The organism is Pantoea sp. Fr-CA_6 (genome assembly GCF_024520895.1).
Taxonomy (GTDB): domain Bacteria; phylum Pseudomonadota; class Gammaproteobacteria; order Enterobacterales; family Enterobacteriaceae; genus Pantoea; species Pantoea agglomerans.
On the sequence record NZ_JALNPO010000007.1, the window covers coordinates 160225 to 172821 of the forward strand.

Below are 12597 nucleotides of genomic sequence, written 5' to 3' on the forward strand. Positions count from 1 at the left end.
ACCCGCGTGATTGCCTTAATAAACGCTTATAAATAAGCCTCTCCTTCCCTGAAAAGAACGAGAGGCTTTTTTGTGCCTGACCCCCGCCCGATGCTCCTTACTGACTCATCTGCCTCTTCTGACCCGACTAAAAAAATTTCACCATCTACTGAATTGAAATTTCCAGACCAAAAAACCGAACGCTTTGTTCCGAATCACCGTTTCAGGTGGGGAAAATTAACGCATAAAGGGCAAAAGTGTGTTCTGGATCAAAAAAATAGCCCTGGAAAGGGGAGGGAAAATTCAGTGATACCTGTCAAAATATGTTTGTTAAATGCACGATCCATGCATGTGAATACCCGCTACACTAAAATTAACCCTACAGACTGAAGCGATTTAGCTGGAAAGCGGGGCATCATTTGTTAATAATATGATGCAGGTGTGAAATAATGTTTGGATACTTTTGTCAAAGTTGACAAAAGGTTATAGAAAGGAGTAAAAAACCCCATAAAATAGCTGCTTATTACTTAATAACAGCGACATTTGAAAGGTTTTTATCCTTCCCTTGAATCGATGTGGTCAGTTTGCTGCGGGAAACGCGTGCAGGATGCCAGCGCCACTTTTGATGAGTAAGCAATGAGTATGTCAACTACCACCGAAATCATCGCTCAGCACTGGGCGTTTATCGTATTTATCGTTATTGCCTTTGGCCTGTGTGCTTTCATGCTGACCGGAGGATGGCTGCTTGGCGGCAGAGCGCGCGCCCGCTACAAAGACACGCCATTCGAATCGGGCATTGAATCCGTTGGTGATACCCATATCCGCCTGTCGGCGAAATTTTATCTGGTTGCGATGTTTTTCGTCATCTTCGACGTCGAAGCCCTCTTTTTATACGCATGGGCGACTTCAATCCGTGAAAGCGGTTGGATCGGCTTTGTGGAAGCCGCAATTTTCATTTTGGTGCTCCTGGCGGGTCTGGTCTATCTGGTACGCATTGGCGCACTGGACTGGGCTCCAGCTCGCCGTCGCGTGGTGGTAAAAACCTCTACGGTCAGCCACACCAATCCTCATAAGCAGTAAAAGAGAGGCAATAAGATGGACTATACGCTCACCCGCATAGACCCGAACGGTGGTGAGAACGACCGTTATCCTCTGCAAAAGCAGGAAATCGTCAGCGATCCGCTGGAGCAGCACGTTCATCGCAGCGTTTATATGGGCAAACTCGAAAATGCCCTGCATGACATGGTGAACTGGGGGCGTAAAAACTCCCTCTGGCCTTATAACTTTGGCCTGTCCTGTTGTTACGTTGAGATGACAACATCGTTCACCGCGGTCCACGACGTGGCACGTTTTGGCGCCGAAGTTATGCGCGCTTCGCCACGTCAGGCCGATTTCATGGTCATTGCCGGTACGCCGTTCACCAAAATGGCCCCGGTTATTCAGCGTTTGTACGATCAGATGCTGGAACCCAAATGGGTGATTTCCATGGGTGCCTGCGCCAACTCTGGCGGCATGTATGACATCTATTCCGTGGTGCAGGGTGTCGATAAATTCCTGCCGGTCGATGTTTATATTCCTGGCTGTCCGCCACGTCCTGAAGCGTATATGCAGGCACTGCTGCTGTTGCAGGAGTCGATCGGCAAAGAGCGCCGTCCGCTCTCATGGGTGGTTGGCGATCAGGGTGTTTATCGCGCCAACATGCCATCTGAGCGTGAAAGAAAACGCGGCGAGCGCATTGCAGTCACAAACCTGCGCAGCCCGGACGAAGTTTAAAACCGTATGGATGGAAAACAGCGCCTGCAGCAGAACATCACAATTTAATGCATGGCCCCATCCTGACGCCTTCATTTGAGTGCCTGAGACCAGGCCGGAATGGTGAGTAACGTATGACAGATTTGACCACGCAAGATCTCGCTCAGCCTTCATGGCAAACCCGTGATCACCTTGATGACCCGGTGATCGGCGAGTTGCGTAACCGTTTTGGGCCGGATGCCTTCACTGTTCAGCCAACCCGTACCGGTATTCCGGTGGTGTGGGTGAAGCGTGAACAGATACTGGAAATTATCGAGTTCCTGCGTAAATTACCCAAGCCTTACGTCATGCTGTATGACCTGCATGGCGTGGATGAGCGTTTACGTACCCACCGTGCAGGCCTGCCTGCGGCGGATTTTTCCGTTTTCTACCACCTGCTGTCGATTGAACGCAACCGCGACATCATGCTCAAGGTGGCACTCTCTGAAAACGATATGCATCTGCCGACCATCACCCGCCTTTTCCCGAATGCCAACTGGTATGAGCGTGAAACCTGGGAGATGTTTGGTATCACCTTTGATGGTCACCCGCATCTGACGCGCATCATGATGCCGTCGACCTGGGAAGGCCATCCGCTGCGTAAAGATTACCCGGCGCGCGCCACCGAATTCGATCCGTTTACGCTGACCAAACAGAAAGAAGATCTGGAAATGGAAGCGCTGACCTTTAAGCCTGAAGACTGGGGCATGAAGCGCAGCACCACCAACGAAGACTTCATGTTCCTGAACCTCGGGCCTAACCACCCGTCGGCGCACGGTGCGTTCCGCATCATTCTGCAGCTGGATGGTGAAGAGATTGTCGACTGCGTGCCTGACATCGGCTATCACCATCGTGGTGCCGAAAAGATGGGCGAGCGTCAGTCGTGGCACAGCTACATTCCTTACACTGACCGCATCGAGTACCTCGGCGGCTGCGTAAATGAAATGCCGTACGTACTGGCGGTGGAGAAACTGGCCGGTATCGTGGTGCCCGATCGCGTTAATGTGATCCGCGTGATGCTCTCTGAACTGTTCCGCATCAACAGCCACCTGCTCTATATCTCCACCTTTATTCAGGACGTCGGAGCCATGACGCCGGTGTTCTTTGCCTTTACCGACCGTCAGAAAATCTATGACGTGGTTGAGGCGATTACCGGTTTCCGTATGCACCCGGCGTGGTTCCGCATCGGTGGCGTCGCGCATGACCTGCCGCGAGGCTGGGAACGTCTGCTGCGTGACTTCCTCGACTGGATGCCAAAACGTCTTAAAGAGTATGACAAAGCGGCACTGCGCAACAGCGTACTGATTGGCCGTTCCAAAGGCGTTGCTGCTTACAACATGGAAGAGGCGCTGGCGTGGGGCACTACCGGTGCCGGTCTGCGTGCTACCGGTCTCGACTTTGACGTACGTAAATGGCGTCCCTACTCCGGCTACGAAAACTTCGATTTTGAAATCCCGGTCGGCGACGGCATCAGCGATGCTTACAGCCGCGTCATGCTGAAAATGGAAGAGATGTGGCAGTCGCTGCGCATTCTTGAGCAGTGTCTCAACAACATGCCAGAGGGTCCGTTTAAAGCGGATCATCCGCTGACCACGCCGCCACCGAAAGAGCGCACGCTGCAGCACATTGAAACGCTGATCACGCACTTCCTGCAGGTTTCGTGGGGGCCGGTGATGCCAGCCAATGAGTCGTTCCAGATGATTGAAGCGACGAAAGGGATCAACAGCTACTACCTGACCAGCGATGGCAGCACCATGAGCTACCGCACCCGCGTGCGTACGCCGAGCTTCCCGCATCTGCAGCAGATTCCTTCAGTAATCCGTGGCAGCCTGGTATCCGACCTGATCGTATATCTGGGTAGTATCGATTTTGTTATGTCAGACGTGGACCGCTAATTATGCACGATCAACACATTGCCATTAAAACGATCGACCCTAACGAGGTCTTCGTGCTGAGCGCGGAAGAGCATCACGCCATTGAGCACGAAAAACACCACTATGAAGATGCGCGTGCAGCCTCGATTGAAGCGCTGAAGATCGTGCAGAAACAGCGCGGATGGGTGCCGGACGGCGCCATCAATGCGATTGCCGAGGTACTGGGTATCCCGGCGAGTGATGTTGAAGGTGTGGCGACATTTTACAGCCAGATCTTCCGTCAGCCGGTTGGCCGTCATGTGATCCGTTACTGTGACAGCGTGGTCTGTCATATCACCGGTTATCAGGGCATCCAGTCAGCACTGGAACAGCAACTGAATATCAAACCGGGTCAGACCACTGCCGATGGCCGCTTTACACTGCTGCCAACCTGCTGTCTGGGTAACTGCGATAAGGGGCCAACGATGATGGTGGATGAAGACACGCATGTGCATCTGACGCCGGAAGGCATCCCTGGTTTGCTGGAGCAGTATCAATGACAATTAAACAGATCATTCGCACTGCAGAAACCCATCCGCTGACCTGGCGGATGCGTGACGACAAGCAACCTGTCTGGCTTGACGAATATCGCAGTAAAAACGGCTATGCCGGTGCGGAAAAAGCGCTGAAAAGCATGTCGCAGGATGAAATCGTTGCGGCAGTCAAAGATTCAGGCCTGAAAGGGCGCGGCGGTGCGGGCTTCTCCACCGGGCTGAAGTGGAGCCTGATGCCGAAAGATGAGTCGATGAACATCCGTTACCTGCTGTGTAACGCCGATGAGATGGAGCCGGGCACCTATAAAGACCGCCTGCTGATGGAGCAGATGCCTCACCAGCTGGTGGAAGGAATGCTGATCAGCGCCTTTGCGCTGAAGGCTTACCGTGGCTATATCTTCTTACGTGGCGAATACATTGAAGCCGCGGTGCATCTGCGTCGTGCGATTGCTGAAGCGACGGAAGCGGGCTATATCGGTAAAAATATTCTCGGTACCGGCTTTGACTTTGAGTTGATTGTCCACACCGGCGCAGGTCGTTATATCTGCGGCGAAGAGACGGCACTGATTAACTCACTGGAAGGCCGTCGTGCCAATCCGCGTTCGAAACCGCCATTCCCGGCGAGTGCGGGCGCGTGGGGCAAACCGACCTGCGTGAACAACGTGGAAACCCTCTCCAACGTTCCGGCGATTCTGGCCAACGGCGTGGAGTGGTACAAAAACATCTCTAAAAGCGAAGATGCCGGTACCAAAATGATGGGCTTCTCCGGACGGGTTAAAAATCCCGGCGTCTGGGAGCTGCCATTCGGTATCACCGCACGTGAAATCCTTGAAGATTATGCGGGCGGTATGCGTGACGGACTGAAGTTCAAAGCCTGGCAGCCCGGCGGGGCAGGGACTGACTTCCTGACCGACCAGCACCTGGATCTGCCCATGGAGTTTGCCAGCATCGGCAAAGCGGGCAGTCGTCTGGGTACGGCGCTGGCGATGGCGGTCGATCACGAGATCAACATGGTCTCGCTGGTGCGTAACCTGGAAGAGTTCTTTGCCCGTGAGTCGTGCGGCTGGTGTACACCGTGTCGCGATGGCCTGCCGTGGAGCGTCAAAATTCTGCGTGCGCTGGAGCAGAAGCAGGGTCAGCCAGGCGATATCGAAACCTTACTGCAACTCTGCCGTCAGCTTGGCCCGGGTAAAACCTTCTGTGCGCATGCGCCGGGTGCGGTTGAGCCCCTGCAGAGTGCGATTAAATATTTCCGTGAAGAGTTTGAAGCCGGCATGGCACCGCAGGTGTTTGGCAATACCCGTGCCATTGGCGGGATCCAGCCAAACCTGCTGAAAGCGCGCTGGTAATTCGCCGAAGAACACGGAACAGGCCTGGTGCCGCCGCCCCGACAATGTCGTGCGTCGGGGCAAGAATATGATTAACGCTCGTCTCTGACGAGCCTTACGGAAGCATGTCACTATGGCTACAATTCATGTAGACGGTAAAGAGTATGATGTGAACGGAGCGGACAACCTGCTACAGGCATGTCTCTCTCTGGGCCTTGATATTCCTTACTTTTGCTGGCATCCGGCGCTGGGAAGCGTTGGGGCCTGCCGCCAGTGTGCGGTAAAGCAATTCCAGAATGCCGAAGATACCCGCGGCCGTCTTGTCATGTCCTGCATGACGCCGGCCTCTGACGGCACATTCATCTCCATCGATGATGGCGAAGCGAAAGAGTTCCGCGAAAGCGTGGTGGAGTGGCTGATGACCAACCACCCGCACGACTGTCCGGTGTGTGAAGAGGGCGGTAACTGTCACCTGCAGGATATGACAGTAATGACCGGCCACAGCTTCCGCCGCTATCGCTTCACCAAACGTACCCACCGTAATCAGGATCTCGGCCCGTTCATCTCCCATGAGATGAACCGCTGTATCGCCTGTTACCGCTGCGTGCGTTACTACAAAGATTATGCCGATGGCAAGGATCTGGGTGTCTACGGCGCACACGACAACGTCTACTTCGGTCGTCCGGAAGATGGCACGCTGGAGAGCGAATTCTCCGGTAACCTGGTTGAAATCTGCCCGACCGGCGTCTTCACCGATAAAACGCACTCCGAACGCTATAACCGTAAATGGGATATGCAGTTTGCGCCGAGCATCTGCCAGCAGTGCAGTGTGGGCTGTAACACCAGCCCGGGTGAGCGTTATGGTGAGTTACGCCGTATCGAAAACCGTTATAACGGCACCGTAAACCACTATTTCCTGTGTGACCGTGGCCGCTTTGGCTATGGCTACGTGAACCGTAAAGATCGTCCACGCCAGCCGATGCTGCTGCGCGGCAACGACTGGGTGACGCTGAACGCAGAGCAGGCGGTCAATGCCGGTGCAGATTTGCTGCGTCAGGCGAAAAAAGTGATCGGTATCGGCTCGCCGCGCGCCAGCATTGAAAGTAACTTCGCGCTGCGTGAACTGGTCGGTGCAGAGAACTTCTCTACCGGCATGCCAGCGGGCGAGCAGGCCCGGCTTGAACTGATGCTGAAAATTCTGCGTGAGGGCGGTATCTATACGCCATCGCTGCGTGAAATTGAAAGCTACGATGCGGTGCTGGTGCTGGGCGAAGATCTGACCCAGGTTGGCGCACGCGTGGCGCTGTCAGTGCGTCAGGCCGTGAAAGGCAAAGCGCGCGACATGGCTGCCGCTCAGAAAGTAGCAGACTGGCAGATCGCCGCGATCCTGAACATCGGACAGAATGCGAAACATCCGCTGTTTATCACTAACGTCGATGAAACCCGTCTGGATGATATCGCGGCATGGAGCTATCGCGCACCGGTTGAAGATCAGGCGCGTCTCGGTTTCGCTATCGCCAGTGCGCTGGATGAAACCGCCCCGGCGGTGACCGATTTCGACAGCAAACTGAACGGCAAGATGGATGTCATCGTGCAGGCGCTGGCTGGCGCGAAAAAACCGTTAATTATTTCCGGGACCCATTCCGGCAGCAGCGCGATGATCGAAGCGGCTGCCAACGTGGCCAAAGCGCTGAAAGCGCGCGGTGCCGACGTCGGGATTACGCTGCTGGCGGGACACGCCAACAGCGTGGGTCTTGGCCTGATGGGCGGCAATCCTCTGGAGAGCGCGCTGGATCAGCTGAGCAACGGTGAAGCCGATGCGCTGGTGGTACTGGAAAATGACCTCTATCGCCATGCACCGAAAGCGCTGGTTGATGCGGCGCTGGCCCAGACCACTAACGTGATTGTGGTTGATCATCAGCGCACCGCGACGCTGGAGAAAGCGGGTCTGGTGTTATCAACCGCCAGCTTCGCCGAAAGTGATGGCACCTCGATCAACCATGAAGGCCGCGCACAGCGTTTCTTCCAGGTTTACGATCCTTCCTATTATGACAACAACGTAGTGATGCTGGAGAGCTGGCGCTGGCTGCATTCGCTGCACAGCACGCTGGAAAGCCGTCACGTCGACTGGACGCAGCTGGACCACGTGATCGATGCGGTGGTGAGTCATCTGCCACAGCTGGCCGGAATCAAGGATGCGGCACCGGATGCCAGCTTCCGTATTCGCGGACAGAAACTGTCGCGTTCACCGCACCGTGCCAGTGGCCGTACCGCGGCGCGCGCCAATATCAGCGTGCACGAACCGCGTCAGCCGCAGGATCAGGACACGATGTTCGCCTTCTCAATGGAAGGGAACAACCAGCCAGGCGCACCGCGTTCGCAGATTCCGTTTGCCTGGGCACCGGGCTGGAACTCACCGCAGGCGTGGAACAAGTTCCAGGTTGAAGTGGGCGGCAAACTGCGTAATGGCGATCCGGGTATACGGCTGTTTGAAGCCAGCGCAGCCAGTCTGCCCTGGTTCAGCAACGTTCCGGCGGCATTCGTCAGTGAAGCGCAGTGGCGCGTGGCCCCTCTCTACCAGCTGTTTGGTAGTGAAGAGATGTCACAGCGTTCACCGGTCTTCCAGCAGCGTATGGCACCGCCTGCACTGGTGATTAACCCGGAAGATGCAGCGAAGCTGGGCGTCAACAATGGCGCGGCGGTTGAGTTCATCTGTGCCGGTGAGACAGTGCGTCTGCCGGTCCGTTTCTCGGCGTCACTGCAGGCGGGACAGATTGGTCTGCCGCTGGGCATGCCGGGCGTTCCGCCATTCCTGGCGAACGGTAAAATCGACACTCTGCAGGAGGCGGCGCAATGAGCTGGTTAACACCGGACGTTATCGACATTCTGCTGGCCATTGTTAAAGCCATCGTGATTCTGCTGGTGGTTGTGGCCTGCGGCGCGTTCATGAGCTTCGCCGAGCGTCGTCTGCTCGGCCTGTTCCAGAACCGTTACGGACCAAACCGCGTAGGCTGGGGCGGCTCGCTCCAGCTGGTAGCGGACATGATCAAAATGTTCTTTAAAGAGGACTGGGTTCCGCCGTTTACCGACCGCTTTATCTTTACTCTTGCGCCGGTTATCGCCTTTGTTTCACTGCTGCTGGCCTTTGCTATCGTGCCGGTTTCGCCAACCTGGATGGTGACAGACCTGAATATCGGTCTGCTGTTCTTCCTGATGATGGCGGGCCTTGCGGTCTACGCAGTGCTGTTTGCCGGCTGGTCGAGTAATAACAAATACTCGCTGCTGGGTGCGATGCGCGCCTCGGCGCAGACCCTGAGCTACGAAGTGTTCCTGGGTCTGTCGCTGATGGGTGTGGTAGCGCAGGCGGGCTCGTTCAATATGAACGATATCGTCAACAGCCAGACGCACCTGTGGAACATCATTCCGCAGTTCTTCGGTTTCGTGACCTTCTGTATTGCTGGCGTGGCGGTGTGTCACCGTCATCCGTTTGACCAGCCAGAAGCGGAGCAGGAACTGGCGGACGGTTATCACATCGAATATGCCGGTATGAAGTTCGGCCTGTTCTTTGTCGGCGAATATGTGGCAATTACCACTGTTTCAGCGCTGATCGTAACGCTGTTCTTTGGTGGCTGGCACGGCCCATTCCTGCCGCCGTTCATCTGGTTCGCCCTGAAAACGGCGTTCTTTATGATGATGTTCATCCTGATTCGTGCTGCGCTTCCGCGTCCGCGCTACGACCAGGTGCTGTCATTCGGCTGGAAAGTGTGTCTGCCGTTGACGCTGTTGAACCTGCTGGCGACTGCCGCAGTGATTCTCTACACAGCGCCGTAAGGGGTTAACAAATGACTTTGAAAGATATTGTCACAGGCTTTGGCACGACAGTTCGCAGTATCTGGCTGATCGGGCTGCACGCCTTCGCCAAACGTGAAACTCAGATGTATCCGGAAGAGCCGGTTTATCTGCCACCCCGCTATCGTGGCCGTATCGTGTTAACCCGCGATCCGGATGGTCAGGAGCGTTGCGTCGCCTGTAACCTGTGTGCGGTTGCCTGTCCGGTTGGCTGTATCTCGCTGCAGAAAGCTGAAACCAAAGATGGCCGCTGGTACCCGGAGTTCTTCCGCATCAACTTCTCACGCTGCATCTTCTGCGGCATGTGTGAGGAAGCCTGTCCGACCACGGCGATTCAGCTGACCCCCGATTTCGAACTGGGTGAGTTTAAGCGTCAGGATCTGGTGTATGAGAAGGACGATCTGCTGATTTCGGGGCCGGGTAAATATCCGGAGTACAACTTCTACCGCATGGCAGGTATGGCGATTGACGGTAAAGATAAGGGCGAAGCAGAAAACGAAGCGAAGCCTATCGACGTCAAAGGCTTATTACCTTAAGGAGCAAGGCATGGAATTTGCGTTTTATCTTTGCGGACTGGTGGCGGTGCTGACGACGTTGCGCGTCATTACCCACACTAATCCGGTACATGCGTTGCTGTACCTGATCGTTTCGCTGTTATCGATCGCGGGCGTCTTCTTCTCTATGGGAGCCTATTTTGCCGGTGCGCTGGAGATCATCGTTTACGCCGGTGCCATTATGGTGCTGTTCGTCTTCGTGGTCATGATGCTGAACCTGGGCAAACAGACCGAGAAGCAGGAGCGTGAGTGGCTCAGCCCGTCACTGTGGATTGGTCCGGGTATCGTCTCGTTGCTGCTGCTGGTCGTAATGGTCTACGCCATCCTGACCGCCAACGATCAGGGCATCGATGGCACCATCATCGACGCCAAAGCGGTCGGCATCAGCCTGTTTGGTCCTTACGTACTGGCGGTTGAACTGGCCTCAATGCTGCTGCTGGCGGGTCTGGTCGTGGCGTTCCATATCGGTCGCGAAGAGCGTCAGGGCGAAGTCCTGAGTAACCGTAATGCTGACGCCGCTCAGGTGAAAAAGGAGAACGCATGATCCCGTTACAACATGGATTGATTCTTGCTGCCGTGCTGTTTGTCCTTGGACTGACGTCGCTGGTAATACGCCGCAATCTGCTGTTTATGCTGATCGGCCTTGAAATCATGATCAACGCCGCCGCCTTAGCCCTGGTGGTTGCCGGGAGCTATTGGGGTCAGGCCGATGGACAGGTGATGTATATCCTGGCGATCAGCCTGGCGGCAGCGGAAGCCAGTATTGGTCTGGCACTGCTGCTTCAGCTCTATCGTCGTCGTCAGACGCTGAACATTGATACTGTGAGCGAGATGCGCGGATGAATCTTCTCTATTTAACTGTCTTGTTTCCGCTGATCGGCTTTCTGCTGTTAGCGTTTTCGCGCGGTCGCTGGTCAGAGAACCTGTCGGCCACGATTGGTATGGGATCGGTGGGTCTGGCGGCCCTGACTACAGCGATGGTCGGTTTTGACTTCTTCGCCAACGGCCAGCAAGCCTACACGCAGGCGCTCTGGACCTGGATGCATGTCGGCAACTTCGACATGAAGGTGAACCTGACGCTGGATGGCCTGTCGCTGACCATGCTGTCTGTCGTGACCGGTGTCGGTTTCTTCATTCACATGTTCGCCTCCTGGTACATGCGTGGAGAAGAGGGCTACTCCCGCTTCTTCGCCTATACCAACCTGTTTATCGCCAGCATGGTTGTTCTGGTGCTGGCCGATAACCTGATGCTGATGTATCTGGGCTGGGAAGGGGTAGGGCTCTGCTCTTATCTGCTGATCGGTTTCTACTACAGCAATCCGGAAAACGGCAAAGCGGCGATGAAAGCGTTCATCATTACCCGCGTGGGCGACGTCTTCCTGGCATTTGGTCTGTTCATCCTCTACAACGAGCTGGGCACGCTGAACTTCCGCGAGATGATGGAGCTGGCTCCTGCGCACTTTGCCGCAGATAACCATATGCTGCAGTGGGCAACGCTGATGCTGCTGGGTGGCGCGGTCGGTAAATCGGCTCAGCTGCCGTTACAGACCTGGCTGGCAGATGCGATGGCTGGTCCGACACCGGTTTCGGCACTGATCCACGCCGCGACCATGGTGACAGCAGGTGTCTACCTGATTGCCCGTAGCCACGGTCTCTTCCTGCTGACGCCGGAAGTGCTGCATCTGGTCGGGATTATCGGGGCGATAACCCTGGTGCTGGCAGGCTTTGCCGCGCTGGTACAGACCGACATCAAACGTGTTCTCGCTTACTCCACCATGAGCCAGATTGGCTACATGTTCCTGGCGCTGGGTGTTCAGGCGTGGGATGCGGCGATTTTCCATCTGATGACGCACGCCTTCTTTAAAGCGTTGCTGTTCCTCTCTTCGGGTTCAGTGATTCTGGCCTGCCATCACGAGCAGAACATTTTCAAAATGGGCGGCCTGCGTAAGAGCATTCCGCTGGTCTACACCTGCTTCCTGGTGGGCGGCGCGGCGCTGGCGGCACTGCCGCTGATTACGGCGGGCTTCTACAGTAAAGATGAGATCCTGTTTGGCGCACTGGCTAACGGTCACATCAACCTGATGGTTGCGGGTCTGGTGGGGGCGTTCCTGACCTCTATCTATACCTTCCGTATGATCTTCATCGTGTTCCACGGCGAAGAGAAAATTCATGCGCACGCCGGTAAGGGTATTACCCATCATCTGCCGCTGATTGTGCTGCTGCTGCTCTCCACCTTTATTGGTGCGCTGATCACGCCGCCGCTGGCAGGGGTACTGCCAGCCAATGAGTTCGGTGAAGCGGGCAAAGTGGGACTTGAAATCACCTCGGGCGTCGTAGCGATTGTCGGCATTCTGATCGCTGCCGCGCTGTGGCTGGGCAAACGTGAGCTGGTTACCCGTATCGCAAACAGTGCACCAGGCCGTTTCTTCGGCACATGGTGGTTTGCGGCCTGGGGCTTCGACTGGCTCTACGATAAAGTGTTCGTCAAACCTTATCTGGGTATTGCGTGGCTGCTGAAGCGCGACCCACTGAATGGCCTGATGAACCTGCCTGCGCTGCTGTCACGTATTGCCAACAAAGGCCTGGTAGTCAGTGAGAATGGCTACCTGCGCTGGTACGTTGCGTCAATGAGCGTGGGCGCCGTGCTGGTGCTGGCTCTGCTGCTGGTGATTTAAAGATTGATGAGCGG

At 55.6% G+C, this 12597-nt stretch carries 11 protein-coding genes; all 11 read left to right on the forward strand.

Translation table 11 applies throughout. From position 1 onward, the window contains the following. Window positions 1-615: 615 nt before the first annotated feature. The 11 genes from NR201_RS14645 to nuoL all read left to right on the forward strand — a co-directional run bounded on the left by NR201_RS14645 (window position 616) and on the right by nuoL (window position 12583). The gene (locus tag NR201_RS14645; protein WP_192072779.1) at window positions 616-1059 is read left to right on the forward strand and encodes an NADH-quinone oxidoreductase subunit A; all 444 of its coding nucleotides are present in this window, start codon (window positions 616-618) and stop codon (window positions 1057-1059) included. 15 nt (window positions 1060-1074) lie between these two features. Then, complete coding sequence (locus tag NR201_RS14650) at window positions 1075-1752, forward strand: NADH-quinone oxidoreductase subunit B family protein (protein ID WP_003854245.1); 678 nt, start codon at window positions 1075-1077, stop codon at window positions 1750-1752. Between the two features lie 113 nt (window positions 1753-1865). Beyond that, a complete protein-coding gene (gene nuoC, locus NR201_RS14655) occupies window positions 1866-3665 on the forward strand; it encodes an NADH-quinone oxidoreductase subunit C/D (protein ID WP_010258063.1) in 1800 nt (599 codons plus the stop codon). A 2-nt stretch (window positions 3666-3667) separates the two neighbouring features. Beyond that, window positions 3668-4183 (forward strand): NADH-quinone oxidoreductase subunit NuoE, encoded by a 516-nt coding sequence (gene nuoE, locus NR201_RS14660; RefSeq protein ID WP_010258066.1) that lies wholly within the window; start codon window positions 3668-3670, stop codon window positions 4181-4183. Between the two features lie 2 nt (window positions 4184-4185). Continuing rightward, window positions 4186-5526: an NADH-quinone oxidoreductase subunit NuoF gene (nuoF, locus tag NR201_RS14665; RefSeq protein ID WP_029519446.1), complete on the forward strand. Its 1341-nt coding sequence runs from the start codon at window positions 4186-4188 to the stop codon at window positions 5524-5526. Between the two features lie 112 nt (window positions 5527-5638). Then, window positions 5639-8362, forward strand: a complete 2724-nt coding sequence (gene nuoG / locus NR201_RS14670) for an NADH-quinone oxidoreductase subunit NuoG (protein ID WP_256849923.1) — start codon at window positions 5639-5641, stop codon at window positions 8360-8362. Next, window positions 8359-9336 carry an NADH-quinone oxidoreductase subunit NuoH gene (gene nuoH, locus NR201_RS14675; protein ID WP_003854240.1) on the forward strand — a complete coding sequence of 326 codons (978 nt, stop codon included), beginning with the start codon at window positions 8359-8361 and terminating at the stop codon, window positions 9334-9336. The genes nuoG and nuoH overlap by 4 nt, the downstream gene beginning before the upstream one ends. 11 nt (window positions 9337-9347) lie before the next feature. Further along, window positions 9348-9890 (forward strand): NADH-quinone oxidoreductase subunit NuoI, encoded by a 543-nt coding sequence (nuoI, locus tag NR201_RS14680; RefSeq protein ID WP_031590610.1) that lies wholly within the window; start codon window positions 9348-9350, stop codon window positions 9888-9890. Window positions 9891-9900: 10 nt separating this feature from the next. After that, window positions 9901-10452: an NADH-quinone oxidoreductase subunit J gene (nuoJ, locus tag NR201_RS14685; RefSeq protein ID WP_010258075.1), complete on the forward strand. Its 552-nt coding sequence runs from the start codon at window positions 9901-9903 to the stop codon at window positions 10450-10452. Further along, window positions 10449-10751 carry an NADH-quinone oxidoreductase subunit NuoK gene (gene nuoK, locus NR201_RS14690; RefSeq protein ID WP_003854236.1) on the forward strand — a complete coding sequence of 101 codons (303 nt, stop codon included), beginning with the start codon at window positions 10449-10451 and terminating at the stop codon, window positions 10749-10751. Before nuoJ ends, nuoK begins: the two co-directional genes overlap by 4 nt. Next, window positions 10748-12583, forward strand: coding sequence for an NADH-quinone oxidoreductase subunit L (nuoL, locus tag NR201_RS14695; protein ID WP_010258078.1), 1836 nt, complete (start codon window positions 10748-10750; stop codon window positions 12581-12583). The genes nuoK and nuoL overlap by 4 nt, the downstream gene beginning before the upstream one ends. Window positions 12584-12597 lie beyond the last annotated feature (14 nt).

Bases quoted from the DNA above. Each gene is read 5' to 3' on its own strand.
- NR201_RS14645 (WP_192072779.1), top strand. From the start codon at position 616: ATGAGTATGTCAACTACCACCGAAATCATCGCTCAGCACTGGGCGTTT.
- NR201_RS14650 (WP_003854245.1), top strand. From the start codon at position 1,075: ATGGACTATACGCTCACCCGCATAGACCCGAACGGTGGTGAGAACGAC.
- nuoC (WP_010258063.1), top strand. From the start codon at position 1,866: ATGACAGATTTGACCACGCAAGATCTCGCTCAGCCTTCATGGCAAACC.
- nuoE (WP_010258066.1), top strand. From the start codon at position 3,668: ATGCACGATCAACACATTGCCATTAAAACGATCGACCCTAACGAGGTC.
- nuoG (WP_256849923.1), top strand. From the start codon at position 5,639: ATGGCTACAATTCATGTAGACGGTAAAGAGTATGATGTGAACGGAGCG.
- nuoH (WP_003854240.1), top strand. From the start codon at position 8,359: ATGAGCTGGTTAACACCGGACGTTATCGACATTCTGCTGGCCATTGTT.
- nuoI (WP_031590610.1), top strand. From the start codon at position 9,348: ATGACTTTGAAAGATATTGTCACAGGCTTTGGCACGACAGTTCGCAGT.
- nuoJ (WP_010258075.1), top strand. From the start codon at position 9,901: ATGGAATTTGCGTTTTATCTTTGCGGACTGGTGGCGGTGCTGACGACG.
- nuoK (WP_003854236.1), top strand. From the start codon at position 10,449: ATGATCCCGTTACAACATGGATTGATTCTTGCTGCCGTGCTGTTTGTC.
- nuoL (WP_010258078.1), top strand. From the start codon at position 10,748: ATGAATCTTCTCTATTTAACTGTCTTGTTTCCGCTGATCGGCTTTCTG.